This is a genomic window from Brevibacillus thermoruber 423 (genome assembly GCF_000454065.1).
Classification (GTDB): Bacteria; Bacillota; Bacilli; order Brevibacillales; family Brevibacillaceae; genus Brevibacillus; species Brevibacillus thermoruber.
Genome location: NZ_ATNE01000001.1, coordinates 355,409 through 376,180 on the forward strand (window position 1 = coordinate 355,409; position 20,772 = coordinate 376,180).

Annotated in this window: 17 protein-coding genes and 1 riboswitch; of the genes, 3 read left to right on the plus strand and 14 right to left on the minus strand. The window is 58.2% G+C overall.

All coding sequences use genetic code 11. The features are described from left to right. The 10 genes from gabT to M516_RS26095 form a co-directional block, all read right to left on the minus strand. Nucleotides 1-1,350, minus strand: coding sequence for a 4-aminobutyrate--2-oxoglutarate transaminase (gabT, locus tag M516_RS0101700; protein WP_029097580.1), 1,350 nt, complete (start codon nt 1,348-1,350; stop codon nt 1-3). A gap of 231 nt (nt 1,351-1,581) precedes the next feature. Then, complete coding sequence (locus tag M516_RS0101705; RefSeq protein WP_238550907.1) at nt 1,582-3,330, minus strand: sigma-54 interaction domain-containing protein; 1,749 nt, start codon at nt 3,328-3,330, stop codon at nt 1,582-1,584. Nucleotides 3,331-3,539: 209 nt separating this feature from the next. Beyond that, nucleotides 3,540-3,761, minus strand: coding sequence for a helix-turn-helix domain-containing protein (locus M516_RS0101710; protein ID WP_003387736.1), 222 nt, complete (start codon nt 3,759-3,761; stop codon nt 3,540-3,542). A 289-nt stretch (nt 3,762-4,050) separates the two neighbouring features. Next, the gene (locus M516_RS0101715) at nt 4,051-4,980 is read right to left on the minus strand and encodes a hypothetical protein (RefSeq protein WP_029097582.1); all 930 of its coding nucleotides are present in this window, start codon (nt 4,978-4,980) and stop codon (nt 4,051-4,053) included. A 29-nt stretch (nt 4,981-5,009) separates the two neighbouring features. Then, the gene (locus tag M516_RS0101720) at nt 5,010-5,330 is read right to left on the minus strand and encodes a hypothetical protein (RefSeq protein ID WP_143862260.1); all 321 of its coding nucleotides are present in this window, start codon (nt 5,328-5,330) and stop codon (nt 5,010-5,012) included. 384 nt (nt 5,331-5,714) lie between these two features. Next, complete coding sequence (locus M516_RS0101725) at nt 5,715-6,641, minus strand: ABC transporter permease (protein ID WP_029097584.1); 927 nt, start codon at nt 6,639-6,641, stop codon at nt 5,715-5,717. A 31-nt stretch (nt 6,642-6,672) separates the two neighbouring features. Further along, the gene (locus M516_RS0101730; protein WP_029097585.1) at nt 6,673-7,536 is read right to left on the minus strand and encodes an ABC transporter permease subunit; all 864 of its coding nucleotides are present in this window, start codon (nt 7,534-7,536) and stop codon (nt 6,673-6,675) included. Between the two features lie 166 nt (nt 7,537-7,702). Continuing rightward, the gene (locus M516_RS0101735; RefSeq protein ID WP_029097586.1) at nt 7,703-8,161 is read right to left on the minus strand and encodes a chemotaxis protein CheX; all 459 of its coding nucleotides are present in this window, start codon (nt 8,159-8,161) and stop codon (nt 7,703-7,705) included. Nucleotides 8,162-8,261: 100 nt separating this feature from the next. Then, nucleotides 8,262-8,642 carry a hypothetical protein gene (locus M516_RS0101740; RefSeq protein WP_029097587.1) on the minus strand — a complete coding sequence of 127 codons (381 nt, stop codon included), beginning with the start codon at nt 8,640-8,642 and terminating at the stop codon, nt 8,262-8,264. Nucleotides 8,643-8,742: 100 nt separating this feature from the next. Beyond that, a complete protein-coding gene (locus M516_RS26095) occupies nt 8,743-12,501 on the minus strand; it encodes a S8 family serine peptidase (RefSeq protein ID WP_029097588.1) in 3,759 nt (1,252 codons plus the stop codon). A 191-nt stretch (nt 12,502-12,692) separates the two neighbouring features. Here M516_RS26095 and M516_RS0101750 point away from each other — a divergent pair, with 191 nt between their 5' ends. Both M516_RS0101750 and M516_RS0101755 read left to right on the plus strand, forming a co-directional pair. Then, entirely contained in the window at nt 12,693-13,136 is a 444-nt protein-coding gene (locus M516_RS0101750; RefSeq protein WP_029097589.1) for a MarR family winged helix-turn-helix transcriptional regulator, read from the plus strand. Nucleotides 13,137-13,142: 6 nt separating this feature from the next. Continuing rightward, nucleotides 13,143-14,726, plus strand: coding sequence for an MDR family MFS transporter (locus M516_RS0101755; protein WP_029097590.1), 1,584 nt, complete (start codon nt 13,143-13,145; stop codon nt 14,724-14,726). A 127-nt stretch (nt 14,727-14,853) separates the two neighbouring features. Here M516_RS0101755 and sdhB read toward each other — a convergent pair whose 3' ends face one another. The 3 genes from sdhB to M516_RS0101770 are packed head-to-tail and all read right to left on the minus strand — an operon-like array spanning nt 14,854 to nt 18,012. Next, complete coding sequence (gene sdhB / locus M516_RS0101760) at nt 14,854-15,603, minus strand: succinate dehydrogenase iron-sulfur subunit (protein WP_029097591.1); 750 nt, start codon at nt 15,601-15,603, stop codon at nt 14,854-14,856. Nucleotides 15,604-15,621: 18 nt separating this feature from the next. Further along, the gene (sdhA, locus tag M516_RS0101765; protein WP_029097592.1) at nt 15,622-17,382 is read right to left on the minus strand and encodes a succinate dehydrogenase flavoprotein subunit; all 1,761 of its coding nucleotides are present in this window, start codon (nt 17,380-17,382) and stop codon (nt 15,622-15,624) included. 18 nt (nt 17,383-17,400) lie between these two features. Next, nucleotides 17,401-18,012, minus strand: a complete 612-nt coding sequence (locus M516_RS0101770) for a succinate dehydrogenase cytochrome b558 subunit (RefSeq protein ID WP_029097593.1) — start codon at nt 18,010-18,012, stop codon at nt 17,401-17,403. A gap of 410 nt (nt 18,013-18,422) precedes the next feature. On the opposite strand from M516_RS0101770, the gene M516_RS0101775 reads away from it, so the two are divergent. Continuing rightward, nucleotides 18,423-18,869 (plus strand): DUF2507 domain-containing protein, encoded by a 447-nt coding sequence (locus M516_RS0101775; RefSeq protein WP_029097594.1) that lies wholly within the window; start codon nt 18,423-18,425, stop codon nt 18,867-18,869. Nucleotides 18,870-19,045: 176 nt separating this feature from the next. Here M516_RS0101775 and M516_RS0101780 read toward each other — a convergent pair whose 3' ends face one another. Next, complete coding sequence (locus M516_RS0101780) at nt 19,046-20,287, minus strand: aspartate kinase (RefSeq protein WP_029097595.1); 1,242 nt, start codon at nt 20,285-20,287, stop codon at nt 19,046-19,048. A 234-nt stretch (nt 20,288-20,521) separates the two neighbouring features. Next, nucleotides 20,522-20,708, minus strand: a riboswitch (Lysine riboswitch). Between the last annotated feature and the right edge of the window lie 64 nt (nt 20,709-20,772).

The window sequence follows — 20,772 nt, forward strand, 5'->3', positions numbered from 1 at the left end:
TTACGGCGTGACGAGTTCCCCCAGGACTTCTTCGATAATGTCAAGGCCTTCGTCCAACTGCTCATCCGTAATCACCAGCGGCGAGAGAAAACGCAGAACATTGCCGTACAGACCTGCGCTTAACAGAACCAGCCCGCGCTGAATGCACTCCTGCACGATCCGGCCGGTCAGGTCCTTGTCCGGCTCCTTGGTGACCGGATCCTTGACCAGTTCAACCGCACACATCGCTCCCAGACCGCGCACGTCGCCGATCACCGGATACGTCTGCTGCAGGCTGCGGAAGCGCTTCATGATGCGTTCCCCAATCGCGTTTGCCCGGTCCGGAATGTTTTCCCGTTCAAACATCTCAATCACTTTCAAGGCCGCCACGCATCCGAGCGGGCTGCCGGCATAGGTGCCTCCCACTTCGCCGGGGTTGGGCGCGTCCATGATTTCCGCCCGCCCGGTCACGGCGCTGATCGGAATGCCGGCCGCGATGGACTTCGACATCGTCATGAGATCCGGCACGACGTCAAAATGCTCCATGGCAAACATCTTTCCAGTGCGGCCGAAGCCAGTTTGCACCTCATCGGCGATGAACAGAATCCCGTGCGCTTCGCAGATGCGTTTTACCCCTTGGACAAAGGTTTTAGAGGGAACCACGAATCCGCCTTCCCCCTGCACCGGCTCCATGATAATCGCAGCCACGTCTTCGGCAGGCACTTCGGTCAGGAAAAAGGTCTCCAGCCGCTGCAGAAGCTGCCGGTCCAGTTCGTCGGGGGTCAACCCGTCGGCGCGGTAGTAGTACGGGTAGCTCATCTTGTAGGTGTCGGGGGCAAACGGACCGAAACCGTACTTGTACGGCTTTACCTTGCTGGTGAGCGACATGCCGAGCAGCGTGCGGCCGTGGAAGCCCCGTTCAAAGGAGATGATCGCTTTGCGGCCGGTGTACTTCCGGGCGATCTTCACCGCGTTTTCCACCGCTTCCGCCCCGCTGTTCAGAAACATGGTTTTCTTTTCATGCGAACCCGGGGTGATCTGGTTCAGCTTCTCGGCCAACTGTACATACGATTCATACATGAACACATTGAAGCCGGTGTGAATGAACCGGTCCAACTGCTCCTTGAGCGCAGCCACAACGGTGGGGGGACAGTGCCCGGCGTTCAGCGTTCCGATCGCCCCTGCAAAATCGATAAAGGTATTGCCGTCGACATCCGTAATCAGCGCACCTTCCGCCCGATCCGCGAACGAATACACCGTATGGGAAAGTCCGCGCGTCACGTTCTTGTCCCGTTTTTCCAGGATTTCCCGCGCTTTCGGACCGGGGATGGCCGTGTTCACTTTGACAAAGGTTCGGGTGGTGGTCTTCATGGTAAACCCTCCTCGGAAGTTCGTTTCTGTCACGATTTTACCCTAGCAAGGATCGTGCCAACCCGAAAGCATGGGGGCGAACGGCTGTCGACACCGTGCAATCCTGCCGGTTATTCAAAAATGAATGACCGTTATTCAATGCTGCCGGTGTCCCCGGTGCCGTTCGCAAAACCTGCGCCGGAAGCGTATTCTGATGTGCCGTCAAAAAAACCTTAGCCGGCTGATACCGGACTAAGGTTTCGTCTCCTGCTTCCTGTTTCGGCTGATTTTCTGAAACCGCCTGCTGAGTGTAGGCTGGCTTACTTCCAGCACCTCGGCCACCTTCGTAATCGTCTTGTACTTGGCCAGGGCCAACTGGATGAGCTGCGATTCCGTCAGCTCCACCGCTTCCTTCAGCGGGATAATCCGGTTGACCTGGACGGGAGGCTGGTCCTTCTCCGCCCGATGGCTCAGAATGCTGGTCAGTTCATTCGCGGTAATCAGGTTTCCGGGGGAGATCACCATCGCCCGTTCGATCACGTTTTGCAGTTGTCTCACGTTTCCCGGCCAGTGGTACGCGTTCAACATGTCGATGGCGTCCTCGGAAAAATACTTGCGGGTCGAAAACTTTTTGTTGAATTTCTCCAGAAACGCGTAGACGAGCGGCTCCACATCCTCGATCCGCTCCCGCAGCGCCGGGATGTACAGGGGAATCACGTGCAGGCGGTAGTACAGGTCTTCCCGGAACTGCCCGCGCTGCACCATCTCCTCCAGATTTTTGTTGGTGGCGGCGATGATCCTCACATCGACGGGAATCGGACGGGTTCCTCCCACCTTCAGGATTTCCCTTTCCTGCAGGGCCCGAAGCAGCTTCACCTGCAGGTTGAGCGGCATCTCGGCAATCTCGTCCAGGAACAGGGTGCCTTCGTGCGCCAGCTCAAACAAGCCCTTTTTCCCCTGCAGGCTGGCACCGGAAAAGGCTCCCTTTTCATACCCGAACAATTCGCTCTCCAGGAGGTTTTCCGGAATGGCCCCGCAGTTGATTTTGACGAACGGCTTCTCCCGTCTTGCGCTGCTGTTGTGAATGGCATTGGCGATCAGCTCTTTTCCCACGCCCGATTCGCCGTACAGAATCACGGTCGATTCCACAAGCGCGATCCTCTTCACCTGCTCCATCACCCGGGCCATGGCCTCCGACCGGTAAATCACCTCGTTTACGGCAACGAACTGGTGATTTCTCAGCTCATCGATTTCTTCCTTGTATTTTTGGGTCAGGCTCTTGGCTCGCTGCAGCTCGTTTTTCAACTCGGTCACTTCGGTAATATCCCGCGACGCGATGACAATTCTCTCCAACTGCCGTTTCTTGTTGAAGATGGGGTTGCCGACCGCCAGGATTTTGCGGCCGAAGCGATTTTGCTGCACGATGGAAATCTTGCGCTTCTCCTCCAACACCTTGCGCGTGACGGACGGCTTGAACCAGCCTTTTTCCTCCAGGTCGAGGATGTTCTTGCCCACCACCGTGGACAGGTGGACCCCCCATAAATTGTTCGCGCTGCGATTGGACACGCGCAGGATCGTCCCTGTCGCGTCCACGACCAGGATTTCATCGTAGATGGAATCCACGATCGCTTCCAGGTCTTTCGTCAATTCCGTCACATCCTGTGACAGCTTTCGTTTCATCAGGACGTTTTCCATCGTCACCGCGTCCAGCCAGCCAATGATCTCCCCCCGGTCGTTCTGGATGAGCCAGAAGGACGCCTGGTCGGGCCGCTGCTGAAACAGCGCCTCTTCGTCCACCACGGCAAAGGGTTCGCTGCAGGCCAGCTCCGCGGTTCCCTGCCCGAGCTGCAGGAGAAGTCCGTGCGCGTCGCACACGCCCACGATCTCCCTGCGGCTGCGCACGACCAACAGGCGTGCCCCGCTGCTGTGGACCTGTTTCAGGGCTTCCTCGACGGTAACGGGATGTTCCACGATCACAAAATCGTCGTATATCGCTGCCATACGCTCCACAGTCATCTTCCTTGTGATCCAAAATGAACGTGCTCGTTTCGTTCGCCGTCCGATGGTGGCCCGATTACGTGCGGCAGAAAGGAGCACCTTGTAGATGAAGTCTACCACAAAGCGTTCAAAAGGCCAAAGCGTTCCTTTCCACAAAAAAAATCCTCCCTTCCATTCGCAAGGGAAGAAAAGGGAGGCCGGGTGGACTGGGTTCAAATCTCTAACTCACCAAGTCGAACGAGTTCGACTACTGCTTGAGATCGACCTTTGACACCTAATTTCTGCATGACATTGCTGATGTGATTGCGTACGGTCTTTTCGCTGATGAAGAGTTGTCCGGCAATCTCTTTCGTCGTCTTATCCTGGACCAAGAGTTCAAACACTTCTCTTTCTCGATTTGTCAACAACGGCTTGGTTTGGTCGCTACCCTTCAATCGTGCCACCCCTCCTTGTGGGCTCTACAGGAACAAGGTTGAGGGATTACAGAGTCACCTTATCCTATGTAGGGGGGTGGGTGGTGGTGCCGGAATTACAGGGATTTTAGGCTTTTGCCTTACATCTTATTCAGAAAATGGGCGATGGGTTCCGGGGGAGTGACTGGGGAGCGGAAAAGGCCTCCAACAAATTAAAATACGCCCTCGGCTTGGAAGTCTTGTGCTCTGTAGAAGGCGTTTCCGATCAGGCGTTGTAACCCGTTTCCCGCCAATAGGCAGTCCACTTCGATCACGGTTTCTGAAGCATAACCTCACCCGATCGAAACGAAAGGGTAATTCTCTTGCCAGCCTCATCCTGGGAGATGTGAATGGTCTTGTCCGCATCACTTACTTCCACGAACATTTCACCATCTGCTTGAAAAGACGCTTCATTGTCAGTCACCTCAACTGTCCATCCCTCAGGTTGAGCGAGGTTCGGTATCGCCCGGGGTTGCCATTGCTCTTCACGCAATGTCCACGTGGCGAGAAAAACAGGGTGTGGTTTCTCTACGGTCAGGTAGCCGGTTAGACCAATGAATAGCCCATCTTTCGCTTTGGTCACGACAAAATCGTTGGTGATTTCCGCTCCTTGTTCGATCAGGGTTTGCGCGTGCACCTTACCGTTTGCGTCTTTCCATTGGACAAAGGTCCAGTTTCGCTCTAATGTCCCCAACAGCTCGGGTAGGCCGGCATAGTGAACGATCCGAAAGCTGGTTCCATTTTCCACTTTTGTCTTGACCACGATCTGCTGATCAAGTTTTTGTGAAAGATCCTGGTCTGAGTATGCCATGCTTCCTTCGGATTGAAGAAACGATTCCACCCCTTTCAGAAACGATTCGAGCGCTTGCGAGCGTTCGTCAGTGGAGCGATTTGTGTCGCCAATCGTACTCAACATTCCCTTCAACTCACGCAGCGCTTGTTCAAGCTGCTGAGTGTGCCCTTGAGAAGGTTCCTTGCCCGGTTCCTCGACAGGTTTAGGCACTGGTGTTATCGTCTGGGCAGTCAGCTCTGGTTTCACAGCCACCACTTTTGTGACCGTGTTTTCATGCACCGGTTGGGAAGCTTGTTTTTGAGCGCATCCCGCCAAGAGACCTGCCAGAATAAAGGCGACAAGCCAGGATTGTTTAGGAGCTGCCATCATGATCCCGCCTAGTTCCAAATTTTTCCCAGCAGATATCATTATAGAATACCTTCAATGGTGAAAAAAGATTATCGCTTGATTTTGCGGTCCGACAGGCCATATTGTTTCGCCAGATCATACTTCTTCCCGTGGACGGTGCCTCCCCCAATGACAATAGTCATTTTGCGGCTGAGTACGTCATCACGCCAGCGCGGATTGGACGCATCGGCAACTTCCTTGGCGATTATACGCATTTTTTCAATGTGGCTCAGCTTTTTACCTCTGATTTGCCGTTCGATTTCTTTTGCCGCTGAATTTTTGATTCCGCCGTTTTGCACCGCAATATCGAAGGCCAGCGCCAGGTGCTTCCTTCGAACGATTCGGTTATACTCCCCGTTTTTTCTTTGCAACCTCAAGGGCGGCAGATTGTTCAGATTGTCCGGTTTGTGCGTACACTCCAGAAGTAGTGTCTAAAGTGACTCGATTTGGTAATTTAATTCTCTAGTCGAGAGGAATTTACACACAAATATGGACTTGATCTTTTTTCCACCCCTTTCACTGTAAATAACGAAGGATGAAGCGGAACATGTGACAGCCAGCATAAAAAAATTCCACGGCGGTTGTAATCCGTTTGGTTAAGATCCCCTGTACTCCTCTCCGCCAAGCAAAAAGCCGCCCGACCGGTATCGAGCGGCTTTCCTGTTTGCTTGACACTATCATCGTCCCATCGCGAAACGAAAAAGGTGTATCGTTCCTGTCTCAAAAACGGATCACATCTGTCTCGCCCTATCCGCTCAGATATACGGCGTGCGCTGGTACGTCTCGCGGAAGTGATCGCGCAGGCCCTTGGCGAGCAGGGAAAACGACCCGACGGCAAACATGAAGGCGGCCAGCGGAATGGCGAAAACCCAGGGGGTGTTGCTGTAGACAAAGCCGCGGTAGGAGCCGAGCAGGCCAGCCCACTCATGCGTCATGGAGTGGAAGAGAACCGGGTCGTACGTCATCTTCGTGCCGCCGATGAACAGGTCAAACATGCCCAACAGCCCCATCAGCGTCATCACGGCCACCGTCTCCGTCACCAGGATGACGATCACCTGTTCTTTGATGTGCGGCAGGACGTGGCGAAACAAGATTTGCTCCCGTCCCGCTCCCATGGAAACGGCGGCCAGCACAAACTGCGTCTCTTTGATTTGCTCCGTCTTCTGCCGGATGGACGAAGCGACGCTGGGCACTCCCAGCACCGCCGCTGCGCCGATAAACAGCGCGACCAGGGTGGAGGTGGGCAGCTCCGGATTGATGCTGACCCCTCGCAGCAAAAAATAGACCGGGATGAACAGCGGCAGGTAGCTCCAGGCGTTTTCCACCGACAGCCACCAGCGCTGCGGCTTGTCCTGGATGCCGATGTACAGGCCGACCAGCGTGCCGAGCAGCACCCGGAGCAGGGCGACGGCCAGCGTGACGAAAATCGTGTACGGCGCCCCGTGAAGCAGCAGCGTCAGCAGGTCGTAGCCCCACTTGTCCGTTCCCAGCCAGTGCTCCGCGGACGGCGCAAGCGGCGGCATGACGATCACCGTTTTGCCGTTCACCGTCTCGCTGTGCAGCTTTTCCTGAAAATCCAGCTCGTACGGAGCGATGTGCGGCCCGACGATGCCCAGCACCACGAGAAACGACACCAGGACCGTCCCGATCCGCAATGGCCAATTGGTTCGACGTATCTGCATGACAAAACCTCACTCGTGTGCATCTAAACGCTCATTTGTAGACGAACGCCCGCTCAAACAGGTACAGGATGGCCCGGATCAGCACATAGACGAGGATGGAGAGCAAAACGATGCTCATCAGCCCCATCACGGCCGCGTTGAACTCAAAGCCGCCGTCCTTGCTGAAAATGAACCGGGTCAAGCCGACGACGTTCAGCAGGTATTCGACGACAAACAGGTTGGCCACCGTGATCGCGATCGTCTTTTTCAGGTCGGCCACCAGGAACGGTTTGACGTTCTTGTAGACGTGGTGGACGAGAATGTGCCAGATGCCCATTCCTTTGGCCAGCGCCGTACGGATGTAGTCCTCTCCCCCGATCTGGGCGTACTTCAGGCTGACTCCCTTCATCAGGAAGATGGTGGGCCCGATGGCCAGGATGGTCAGGGGAAACCAGTTGTTGTCCGCGTCGCTGAAGGGCGAGAGCGTGATGATGCGGATGCCGGTCCACTTGTAAAACTGGATGGCGGCCAGGATGGCCAGCATGATGAGGACGAAGTCGGGCACGGTGGCGATGACGTCCAGCGCCCGCTGCAGTTGGTGAACGGCCCCGAACCGCTGCAGGAACAGCCCGAACAAAAGACTGACGGCGACCGCGATCAGGACGCTGAAAAACAGCAGTTCAAACGTGCTCAGCGCAAACGGCCCGATGTCCTGGGCGATGCTGCGCTCCGTATTCCCCACCCAGTACGTGCCGAGCGAACCGTCGGCGATCTGCTCCAGCAAATACACCGTGCGGACGATCACGTTTTCCGGGGAAACGTGCACCTCGTCCTTGTCGGTGTAGAGCATGAACGGCGCGCCGCAGACGGCGACCACGAGCAGAAACATCCCGATCAACTGCCTGACGTAGGACAAGCGGATCAGCCCTCCTTCCTATTTCCAACAATACACGATCTGGAAGAAATCAGCCAGACAATCGCGAGTATTTTCCGTTTTCTCAAAATTCCGGCTGCCCCTGGAGAAGGGCCGCCATGACGCGACGTAAAAAGGCGTGCCGCCTCCTGACGCACGCCTTCCCCCCCTATTTCACCACGATGACCTGTATCTCCATCCGCCCCATGTCGCTCAGATCCAGCGGGGCCGACAGCGCCGGGCCGCTCACCGCCAGCATGTCACGGTGCTGAATCAACTGCGGCGGCGTGATGTCAATTTCGACGCCCTGGCTGTACAGAATCGTGCTGGCGTTGCCGGAGATCATGTTGCCCAGTTCGGAAATCGCGCTTTTTCCCAGCTCGTCCAGTTCACTGACGGGAAAACCGCCCATCATGGCCGAGACGATTCGCAGCGCGAGGTCGTTGTGCAGGCCGAAGAAGACGTGGCCTTCCAGATGGCCGGTCATGCCGATGCGAATCCAGGTATGGTCGTCCCGGTAGTCCCACTCAGTCACGGCCAGCTCTCCCCGCGTGACGGTCACGTTGCAAAACTGTTGAATGACCGCGGAGGCCGACTCCAGAAACGGATTGAGGTATTGGACGTTCATGATAGTTCCATTCCTTTCCCGGGCAAAATCTTCCTGTTTGTGCCCATTATAATGTCGAAATTTGACAGTTACAAGAGATTTGCAAAAAAATTGTAATGCTTTAGTCCCGGATGACGAGAACACCAGGAAAGAGGTCCCTGATCTCGGCGGCGGTATCCGTCCGCTCCGTGTAGATCCGCACGCACGCACGCACATCCAGCACCTCCACCCCCACCTCGTGACGGCTGAGCTGCCACAGCGGCCCCTCCAGCCGTTCAAAGGCAAACACCGTATCCCCAAAGGAGAGACACTCCCGGACGCACCGCTCCGGCGGATAGTCCGGTCCCGCCTCCAGCAGGTGGACGGGTTCGAGGCCGAACTGCTGCAGCAGATGAAGCCGGTCGGCCAACTGGTCGCCCCGTTTGCGCGAAACGCTGCGGCGCGGCGAGAGCAGCGGATACGCCTCCCGTACATATTCCCACTTGATGCCGTGAAAAAACATGGAAATCTCCTCCTAACCCCAAACAGCTCCTGCGGCATTGCCGGCATGGGCGCGGAAGCGGTTCCCTTGCAGCGAAAAAAGGATGTCACCAGGACATCCTTTATCCGCCTTTCCCGACGACGGTGATCTCGCCGTGGGCCTCCCGTCCCAGTGCGTCGGTGGCCACCACCGTCAGTTTCTGCTTGCCTTCCCGGACGCCGTCCAGCAGCACGCGAAACTCGCCCCGGTCGTTCACGTCCGCCGGGACCCGGCGATCGCCGTAGACGATCTGCAGCCGGACGACACCCGCAGCCGTCACTTTTCCGGAGACGGGAACCGATGCCCCGACGCGGGCTTCCAGGCTGTTATGTTCCAGTTTCAGCGTCGGAGCGGGCAGCGCTCTGGCCGTGTAGGTGAGCCGCTGCTCCCCGTGATGCAGCACCAGCGAACCGGCATGGGCGTCGACGTACGCGTAGATCACCAGCGAGGATTGGTTGCCGGCCCCGTCCTTGCCTTCCAGCAGGATGCGGTTTTCCCCGTGCTTCAGGGGCAGCGTGTGCGTGAACTGCTTCCAGACCGGCTTTTCCAACTGGTCTTCTTCCCAGCTCGCGACGATCTGCCCGTTGACGCTGGCCTGCCCCTTGTACGTCAGGTCGCGGTAGTGGAAGCGGATCGGGACGAGCATGCGCTTGGTGCCCCCATCGTACAGAATGTCTTCGGAGCCGTCGTTTGCCAACTGCAGGAGCGGCGGAGCCGTGTCCACGATGACCCGCTGCGTAAACTGCCGGGTGTTGCCGTACATGTCGCTCGCGCTGTACGAGACGTAGTTCAGCCCCTCCGGCAGGCGCAGGACGGTGTGAAACGCTCCGTCCGCCTCCACCTCCACCGGGGTTTTGTTGATGACGAGCCGCACGCGGTCCAGCATGTCTTCCCCGCTGATCCGTCCGCTGATCGCCACTTCCGGCTGGCGGGAAATCAGCACGTAGCGGAACAGGTCGTTGGGGAACTGAACATACGGCGGGACGACGTCGCTTTTCCCGTTGAGGTGGACGATACTGAAGTTGCCGGCGTAATCGTAGGCGACCAGCGTGACCTTTTTGTCCGGCTGGCTGACCACCGTGCCGGTGACGTTGGCCGAGTACGGTCCTCCCGTCTTTTTCCCGCCCACGTACAAGAGGTAGCCCTGCACATCCTTGTCCCTAGTGCTCCACTGGACGCGGTTGCCCGACAGGGAAGCGGTCACGGCGGGCGCTTTGGTATCCACCCGGACGGGCAGGGTCAGCGTCTGCCAGTTGGCGTTGCGCCCGTCGATTTTGGCCCGGACGACGAACTGGTAGGCGCCGTCCGGCACCGGCTCGTACGTGCCTTTTTCCGGGGAGTACGTCCTGCCGTCCCAGCTCCACTCCTCCCGTTCCGTGTAGTAATAGGGAATGCCCAGCTTGGACTGGTCGTACTTGCTCACCTTTTCGTCGCGGACCAGCGAGCGGATCGGTTTGCCCGTGCTGTCCGTCACGTCCACCATGACCTGCCGGGCGTTGCGCAAAAAGGTGATCGACGGGGCGGCCGTGTCGTAGTGGCCGTCGCCGTTGGGAGAGAACGCGATCTTCGCCGGGTCCACCTGGACCGTCCCGTCTTCGCTCACCCCGACGACTCCCAGGTAATCGCGGTATTTCCACTTGTCGTTTTCCTTGTCGTGATACCAGGCTGTCTTCACGCCGGTTCGCTTTTCCTGGCTGGCTTCCTCCCACATGGGGGAGTCCATCACCCGCGGCTCGTCCCAATCGCCGTAAAAGCCGTAGTACGGTACGCGCAGGACGGGCTCGTCGCCATTCACCGGCTCAAAGGCGATAAACCCTTCGGCAAAGAGGTTGCGCGCCGTCTCCGGGGGAATGTGCAGCGTCACCTTGACCTCCGCCCGCTCGCCCGGCCGGACGGTCACCTGCTGGCTGGAAAATTGCAGCCGCGCCCCTTTCAGCGGGGTTTCCGTCAGCAGGTTGAGCCCGTTCTGACGCAGGTCGGTCAGCACGCCGAACTCGTCCTTGATCCGGTAGGTGAGCGGCTTTTTCCCGAACTTGTTGTCCACGAAGAGCGAAAACGTCGTCCGGGCGCCGATCTCCCCGAGCGAAACGCCCGCCTTTCCTTTGGCATCGGTGACAATCGCCGGCGTCTTGATCGCCTTGGCGATCTGCAGCAGCCCTGCTCCCTGGACGCGCGGGCTGTACGGCAGCTTTCCCGGCCGGCTGCCGTCGGAAGCGGCAGCGGTTTCGTGCGGGTCGAGGACGGGAGCGGCCGTATTCATCGCGGCGGCCTTCAGCGTCTCCACCAGCGCCCGCCCTTGCAGGCTGCGCCCCTGCTTCAGATACGCCTGCTTGATGAGCGCCATCCCTCCCGCGACGTGCGGGGTCGCCATTGACGTGCCGCTTTTGACCGCGTAGTCCGACTCCCGCACCGTCGACAAGATCCCTCCGCCCGGTGCGGCAATCTCCGGCTTGAACTGCAAATCGGGCGTCGGCCCCCAGGAGGAAAAGGCGGAGATGGTGCCCCCGTCCGGATACGGCATCGGATTTTGCGCGTACTGGCCGTCGAAGCTGATCGTAACCTTTTTGCCTTTTTTCAGCGCCTGGGCCAGCCGCTCGCCCGTCTGCTTCAAAATGGATACCGCGGGAATCTGTTTGGCGTTCTCCGCGCTGATGATCAGCGGCCCCGACTGGTTGTTGTAGATGATCACGCCGGCCGCTCCCGCTTCCCGGGCCAGCCGCAGTTTCTCGTCAAAAGGGATGTCGCCCCGCTCCAGGAGCACCACTTTTCCCTTGACGGAGACATTGTAATCTTCCTTTTTCCCCTTGCCCATGTAGATCAGCTCGTACGGTTTGATCAAGGCCTGGACGGGGTTGATCACGCTGCCCCCGGCGGCGTGGCCGTGCAGGTAGACCACCCGCTCCAGCCCGGGAACCCCCTGTACGGAAAAGCTGTAGCCGGCCAGGGCCGTCGCATTGACCGACGCGACGGAGAAGGCGTCCGGCGCCAGACCGGGAGAGCCGATCATGGAGACATCCGGATTTTGCGCCTTTACCTTGTCGCTGCCAAAGTAGGCGTCGTTGCCCGCCGCCGCCACCACGATCACGCCGCTGTCCACCGCCCGCTTGACGGCAAATTGCTCCGTGTTGGTCTCGTCCACGTACCCGGCGGATGAGCCGAGGCTCAGGTTGATCACATCCGCTTTTTTCGCGATCGAATCGTTGATCGCAAACAGGATCGATTCGCTCAATCCCGGCACTTCCCCCTGGTAATTGCTGAATACTTTCTGGCTCAGCAGTTGGGCTTCGGGCGCCACGCCCTTCAGCTTCCCGTTGGCGGCCACGATCCCGGCGACGTGCACGCCGTGCTGCGATTCGCCCACGTCCTCGGTCGTCTGGTTGCGGTCTGCCCAGTTGTAGCCGGGGATGACCTTTTGCGTCGAACCGGACTTTTGCTGGGCAAGCCGCTTGTCACGCGGCGCAGGCAGATCGGGGTGCCTGCCGTTGATGCCGGTGTCGATCACCGCCACCAGCATGCCTTCCCCTTTGACGCCGGCTTCCTGCCACGCTTTCGGCGCCTCGATCATCTCCAGCCCGGAGGCAGGGGGCTGTGCCACCTGTTCACCCTGCAGCACATGCTCTGCCGCGTTCCACTCGTCTGCGCCGGCAGCATGAATCCCGCCGCGCTCCGGTTGAGGCAGAGCCGCCTTCGCCTGCCAATGGGCATCGCGAAGATCCTGACGCACCTGTTTGGCAAAAGCGGCATCCTGCCCGCGTTGGTTGGCCTCTGCCGTCCACATCTCCACCGTCTGTGCCGGAAGCAGGGATAGCGCCATCCCGATGCACAAGATCCGTTTTTTCATCGTCTGCCCCCCAAAAAACATCCATTTCCTTCAGTTTTCCTTTGAAGGGAGATTCGTATTCCCATAAATCGGATGGGCGTGCAGATTGACAAATGGTTTCACACGCTTTATATTTAAATACGTTAAATATTAATCCCGATAAATTTTAACGGCAGGAAATGAAGAGCCGGCGATGATGGAAGGTGTGCGTCATGGATCAGAAGGACTTGGATCAAGCGATCGAGCGGCTTCAGATCGCCTTTTCCACGACGATGAGAAAACTGGGACCGGAACTGGCGGAATCGTCCGCGGATCTGACCGGCCCGCAGTTTTACATCCTGAGTCTTCTCTCCAAAAAGGGACCGAGTTCGGTGACCGAGCTGGCGGACAACATGTGCGTCAAACCGAGCGCGATCACAGCGATGGTGGACCGGCTGCTGAAGCACGGATTCGTCCAGCGCGACCGGGACGAGCACGACCGCCGCATCGTGACCATCCGGTTGACCGAACAGGGGGCGGCCATTCTGCAGCAGGCCAAACGAAAGCGAAAAGAGGTTGTCCAACGCTATCTGCGCCATCTGACTCCGGATGAGCTGGACGCGCTCGTCCGCCTTTTCGAAAAGCTGGCCCGCATCGCAACACATGAGAAGGAGTGACATCTTATGCAGGAACAACAGGAAAAACGAGGACTTCTCATTGTCGGACTGTTAGTGGCAATGTTGTTTGCGTCTCTGGACAATACGATTGTGGGAACCGCCATGCCGCGCATCGTCGGCGAACTGGGCGGCTTGGGGGTCATGACCTGGCTGACCACGGCCTACATGCTGACCTCCACGGCCGTCGTGCCGATCACCGGCAAATTGGCCGACTTGATCGGCCGCAAAGTGGTCTATGTGACCGGCTTGATTCTTTTCATGGCCGGTTCCGTTCTCTGCGGGGCCGCCCAGACGATGAACCAGCTCATCGTCTTCCGCGCGATCCAGGGCATCGGCGGCGGCATCATGATGCCGATGGCGATGATTATCGTCGGCGATCTGTTTACCGGCGAGCAGCGGGCCAAATGGCAGGGGGTCTTTGGCGCCGTCTTCGGACTTTCCTCCATTCTGGGGCCGCAGGTTGGCGGCTGGATCGTCGACACGCTGAACTGGCGATGGGTGTTTTACATCAATCTGCCGGTCGGCATTCTCGCCGTCATCCTGATTGCGCTGGCACTCAAATCGCAGCGGATCAGCGGACCGGTCAACATCGACATCTGGGGCATGTTCACCATGACCGGCGGCGTCGTCAGCCTGCTTCTCGCCCTGACGTTTGGCGGAAAGGACTTCCCCTGGACGTCGTGGCAGATCCTCTCGCTGTTCGGGCTGTCGGCCGCGTTTCTGACCGCTTTCGTGATCGTGGAGTCGAGAACGGCCGAGCCGATTCTGCCGCTGCATCTGTTTCGGAACAAAACCTTCACGCTGCTGAACGGCATCGGGTTTCTCATGTCGGTCGGGATGTTTGGCGCCATCATGTTCGTACCGCTGTTCATGCAGGGCATTGTCGGCATCAGCCCGTCCGAGTCGGGGACCATCATGGTGCCGATGATGCTGGCCATGATGCTGACCAGCATCGCGGGAGGCCGGATCGTAAAGAAAATCGGCGTCCGCACGCAGATGCTGATCGGGATGATCACGATGGCGGCCGGCTTCTGGCTGCTGTCCACGATGGTCGTAACCACCTCCAAATGGGAAGCGATGTCGTACATGATCGTGCTGGGACTGGGGATCGGGCTGGTGATGCCGCTGATTACCATCGCGCTGCAGGAATCCTTCCCCAAATCGGAACGGGGGGTCGTCACATCCTCGAGCCAGTTCTTCCGTCAAATCGGCGGAACGTTTGGCATGACCGTTCTGGGAGCGGTCATGAACCATCGCTCGACCGCCCTGCTGACGCATGATCTCATGCCCCGTTTGGAAAAACTGCCGCAGCAGGCTCACGGCATGGCGGAGCAGTTTTCCGCGATGATTCAGACAAACCCGCAGGGACTGTACTCCATGCTGCTGAGCCCGGAAGCGCTGGCCTCCATTCCGGCCGGCATCCGGCAGACCCTGCTGCCGATTCTCAAGACGGACATGGTCGCCTCGCTCCATGAGGTGTATCTCGTCGGACTTGTCTTTATCCTGGCGGGCGCCGTGCTTGCCATGATGCTCGGCAAAATCAAGCTGTCCCCTCCGGAGCAAAAGGCGTCCGCTCAAAAAGCCGCGTAAACATCGCGCGGCGCTCGTCCGGAAAAAGGCACGATCATCGATCCAGGCAGACGCCAACATGCAAACAGGCGTGCAAACCACGGTAACGGTTTGCACGCCTGTTGTCTGTCATCCCCTGCACGAGAAATCAGGAGAAGAAGAATTTCTTCAGAGCGTATTTGGTCGTCTCTTTGTTCATGTGAGCGATGGAGGTCGTCAGCGGAATGCCTTTCGGACAGGCTTGCACGCAGTTTTGCGAGTTTCCGCAGTCGGCGATGCCGCCGTCTTCCAGCAGCGCATCCAGACGCTCGTGCTTGTTCATCGCACCAGTCGGGTGCTGGTTGAACAGACGCACCTGGGAGATGGCGAACGGACCGATGAACGCCGATTTTTCGTTGACGTTCGGGCACGCTTCCAGGCAGACGCCGCAGGTCATGCACTTGGACAGTTCGTACGCCCATTGGCGTTCCACTTCCGGCATCCGCGGACCCGGCCCCAGGTCGTGGGTACCGTCGATCGGAATCCATGCCTTGACGCGTTTCAGTGCATCAAACATGCGGCTGCGGTCGACGGACAGGTCGCGCTGAACCGGGAAGGTGCTCATCGGTTCCAGACGGATCGGCTGCTCCAGCTTGTCGATCAGAGCGGAACACGCCTGGCGCGGTCTGCCGTTAATCACCATGGAGCACGCGCCGCACACTTCCTCCAGGCAGTTGGATTCCCAGTTGACCGGCGTCGTTTTTTGGCCTTGCGCGTTCACCGGATTGCGCTGGATTTCCATCAACGCCGAGATCACGTTCATGTTCGGGCGGTACGGAACCTTGAATTCTTCCTTGTACGGAGTGCTGTCAGGGCTGTCTTGACGGGTGATAATCAGGTGGACAAACTTTTCGGCCATGATCAGTTCCCTCCCCTCTTACTTCTTCTTCTTGTCGGACGTGTAGTCCCGCTTACGCGGCGGAATCAGCGATACATCCACGTCTTCGTAGTAGATCTCCGGCGCGGTGGTCTCCGGATTGTATTTGGCCATCGTCGTTTTCAGGAACTTCTCGTCGTTGCGCTCCGGGAACTCCGGTTTGTAGTGAGCGCCGCGGCTTTCGTCGCGCATCAGCGCACTGATCGTGATTACGCGGGCAAGCACCAGCATGTTCCACAGGTGACGGGTGAAGGCTGCGCCGGAGTTGCTCCACTTGCTCGTGTCGTTGATGTTGATCCGCTTGTAGCGCTCCATCAGTTCCTGGATCTTTTCGTCCGTCTTCTTCAGGCGGTCGTTGTAGCGCACGACGGTCACGTTGTCGGTCATCCACTCGCCCAGTTCCTTGTGCAGGAGGTACGCGTTCTCGGTGCCGTCCATCTTGAGAATGTTGTCGTATTTCTCCTGCTCCTTCTTCGTGTAGCTGTCGTACAGCGTGGAGGGCAGAACGTCGCAGGACTGCTCCAGACCGTTCATGTACTCGATTGCCTTCGGACCTGCCACCATGCCGCCGTAGATCGCGGAAAGCAGGGAGTTGGCGCCGAGGCGGTTCGCACCGTGCTGGGAGTAGTCGCACTCACCCGCAGCGAACAGACCCGGGATGTTGGTCATCTGGTTGTAGTCTACCCACATGCCGCCCATCGAGTAGTGCACGGCCGGGAAGATTTTCATCGGTACCTTGCGCGGGTCCTCGCCCACGAACTTCTCGTAGATCTCGATAATGCCGCCCAGTTTGACGTCCAGCTCTTTCGGGTCTTTGTGGGACAGGTCGAGATACACCATGTTTTCGCCGTTGATGCCCAGCTTCAGATCCACGCAGACGTGGAAGATTTCGCGGGTGGCGATGTCGCGCGGCACCAGGTTGCCGTAGGCCGGGTACTTTTCTTCGAGGAAGTACCACGGTTTGCCGTCCTTGTAGGTCCAGACACGTCCGCCTTCACCGCGAGCCGACTCGGACATCAGGCGCAGCTTGTCGTCGCCCGGGATGGCGGTTGGGTGAATCTGGATCATTTCGCCGTTGGCGTAAATGACGCCCTGCTGGTACGCCGCAGATGCCGCGGTACCGGTGTTGATAATCGAGTTGGTCGATTTGCCGAAGATGATGCCGGGTCCCCCGGTCGCCAGGATGACGGCGTCGGCGCGGAAGGATTGGATCTCGCCGTTGCGCAGGTTCTGCGCCGTGATCCCCCGACAGGTGCCGGCGTCGTCCAGAACAACCCCAAGGAAGTCCCAGTATTCGTACTTGGTCACGAGACCTTCCGTTTCAAAGCGGCGCACTTGCTCGTCCAGCGCGTAGAGGAGCTGCTGCCCGGTCGTTGCGCCGGCAAACGCGGTACGGTGATGCTTGGTCCCCCCGAAACGGCGGAAGTCCAAGAGACCCTCCGGCGTACGGTTGAACATAACGCCCATCCGGTCCAGCATGTAGATGATGCCCGGAGCCGCGTCGCACATCGCTTTGACAGGCGGTTGGTTCGCCAGGAAGTCGCCGCCGTAAATGGTATCGTCGAAGTGCTCCCAGGTGGAGTCGCCTTCCCCTTTGGTGTTCACCGCGCCGTTGATGCCGCCCTGCGCACAGACGGAGTGGGAACGCTTAACCGGAACCAGGGAGAACAACTGTACGGGAACGCCCTTTTCTGCTGCTTTGATGGTAGCCATTAATCCGGCAAGGCCGCCACCGACAATGATCAGTTTACCTTTTGCCATGAATGAGTCCCCCTATCCCTACAGAATGAATGCAGACATCGCCCGCAAGCCGATGAGCGAAACGATTACAAAAATGCCCATGGTCAGATAAGTGGCGAAACGCTGGGAACGTGGACCGACGGTGATGCCCCAGTGTACGAGGAACGACCAGAGACCGTTGGAAAAGTGAAACACGGTGCTGAGAATCCCGATGGTGTAGAAGACGACCATCAGCGGATCGCTGAGAATGTTGGCCATCATGTCAAAGTTCACTTCGGCACCCAGCGCTTTTTGAATGCGCGTTTCGTACACGTGCCAAGCGATAAAGATGAGCGTGATGATACCCGTAAGGCGCTGCCAGAGGAACATGTGGTTGCGGAAATGTCCGAAGTTGCCCACATTGTGTTTCGCCTGGAAGGCAATGTAGATCCCGTACACGGCATGGAACAGGATGGGAATGTAGATGAAGATGAATTCCACGGCGAGCAGGAATGGAACGTGTTCGATCATTCCTACCACCTGGTTGAAGGCTTCCGGTCCCCGGGTTGCCTGATAGTTCGCCGTCAAGTGGAACAAGAGGTACAGCCCGATTGGGAACAAACCGAGAAAAGAATGCAGCTTGTGGTTCAGAAAGCTATGGCCTTTCGCCATACAATGGTCCCCCTTTCAATTGTATGTAGCGTTCTTTGGTAAATCTTTTCCCCACTATCCTAACCCATTGCCCCGCCGGTTAGACATGAACCGCAGCAGCCTGCCGTCCCTGCCGCCCGGCTTGGCAAATTGTGTCGGAAAACGGAAAAAAGTTGGGCAAAACGTTGAACCACAACCAATTGTACTCCTGTCTCCTAGGAGCGTCAAGACAGTGAATAGACTAATTCCATTGTTGGATTACACGTATCAATCGTCCGATTTTTCTATGAATCTGTCATAGACACGGCCGCTCTCTCATAGTCTGGTACCAAACAGGTTGACCAATCGGCTGCAAAAGACCGGCGTCCGCAGGAGGGTCCGACAGCGGACAAGCCATCGCGCGGCCTGCAGCCGGGAAGGAGGATCGCGAAATGAAAGAACCGGATCAACTGGGAGCCCTGCTGCCTTCCCGCGTCATCTCCGATATCGAGCGCATCCACATGCCCTATCTTGGCTATCACTTGCTGCGGGAGCACCTCACCCGTACGCTGCTGGGCGAAAGCGAACCGCCCATTCTCCACTGGCTGGGAAAGGAAATGGGGCGGCAGATTCCCATCCGCTCCGCCAACGGCCTGGTGTTTCCCTTTATCCGCCTGGGGCTGGGCAAACTGGACCTGCTGGAAGACGGGGAGCGGCAGCTTCGTTATCGCCTGACCCATACCATCTATCGCTACATGTCGCCCGAACGGATCAACCGTTCCCTCTCCCTGGAGTGCGGCATCATCGCCGGCGCTGTCGGCCGCTGGAAGGAGCAGGAGACGGAAGCCCGGATGGAGGCGGAGGAGACGGGCAGCGTCCTGATCACGGTCCGCTGGTAAGGTCTTGCCGGGACGGGTACGAGCCGGACGGACAAGATCCGGGCGGTGAGGCAACGTATCGCCGCCGCAAAAAGATTTCCCCGTAAAAAATCCTCCCGTAAAAAATCCCCCCCTTTTTCCGCGGCGAAAAAAGGGGGGAGGCAGCATGTGTCGTCGCTATTGGGCTGTCAGCCGGGTTACACCCCGTGCACGACCGCTGTTTCCGCCACGTCGAGGCCGTATGCGGTGTGCAGGCTGCGCACGGCCCGCTCGGTGTGTTCCGCCGGGATGACGCAGGACACCTTGATGTCGGACGTGGAAACCATTTTGATCGTGATCTCCTGCTCGGCCAGCACGCGGAACATCTCGGCGGCCACGCCCGGATTGTGTACCATGCCGGCTCCGACAATCGAGACCTTGGACAGGCCCTCTTCGTACTCCACTTTTTCAAAGCCGAGCTGATCCCGGTGGGCGTTCAGCGTGTCGAGCGTCTTTTTCAGGTCGCTCCCCGCCACCGTGAAGGAAATGTTGGTCACGGCCGCGTCGTACGAGCTTTGGATGATGATGTCCACGTTCACCTGGTGATCCGCCAGCGTGTTGAACAGACGGGACAGCGTGCCCACGCGTGCGGGCATTCCCACAACCGTCACCTTTGCGACGTCTTCGTCGTGGGCGACGCCGCTTACTACTCTTCCTGTTTCCATATGCGCAACCTCCTCTACGTACGTGCCTTCTTCTGTCGTAAAGCTGGAGCGGACGACCAGCCGGACCTTGTGGGTCTTGGCCGCCTCCACCGAGCGCGGATGCAGCACGCCCGCCCCCAGGTTGGCCAGTTCCAGCATCTCGTCATAGGAAATGCTGTCCAGCTTGCTCGCCGTCGGAACCACACGCGGGTCGGCGGTGTAGACGCCGGCCACGTCTGTGAAAATTTCGCATTTGTCCGCGTTGAGGCTGGCTGCCAGCGCCACCGCAGACGTGTCCGAACCGCCGCGGCCCAGCGTGGTGATCTCGCCCGCTTCGCTGACTCCCTGGAATCCAGCCACGATGACGACCCGGCCGCGCGCCAGCTCCTTCCGAATCCGTTCCGTCTCGATATGGGTGATCCGCGCCTTGCCGTGGATCGATTCGGTCGTCACTCCCGCCTGCCAGCCCGTCAGGGAAATGGCGTCATACCCTTTTTGGTGCAGCGCCATCGCCAAAAGCGCAATCGACACCTGCTCGCCTGTCGCCAGCAGCATGTCCATCTCCCGCTCCGACGGGTAGGGGGAAATCTGTTTGGCCATGTCCACCAGCACGTCCGTGGACTTGCCCATCGCCGACACGACGACGACCATGTCGTGTCCCGCTTCCTTATATTGTATAATCCGGTCCGCTACTTTCATAATCCGTTCGATGGTACCTACGGAGGTGCCTCCGTATTTATGCACGATCAACCCCATGCGGCTTCTCTCCCTTTTCCTATTCAACATGATTTCTCGTTTGATTCTTCTCTGTCAGGCCATCTTCGTTCCATTTTCTGTTGGAACATGCCGTTTTTCTCACTCTTGCAAAAAAGGCAGCGACGAGGATACACCTGTCACTGCCTGCCAGTTCGACATACCGGTTCCTCCTTCCCTTGACCACGTGAACAGTTGAGCATGACGGAACACACCCTGTTCCATCCTCAACCGACATCGTGAGATAGCTCTCCATCCGGCAACGGGTGATTGCGCGGATGACAGTCCTGCGCTTGTTCAACGCAGGCCCAGCACGGAGGAAGCGGGCCTTTCTCCGTACTTCGGCGAATTCCCCTTTCCCGTACCCGTCACAGATGCCCGATCTCAGGGAGGTACTCATGGTTTTCGCGCCTCTACCTCACTCCAAACGGGAAGTGAGGCTTGTTATGCTGTTTGTATGGGATTATACCATGAAGCCGCCTCGGGTT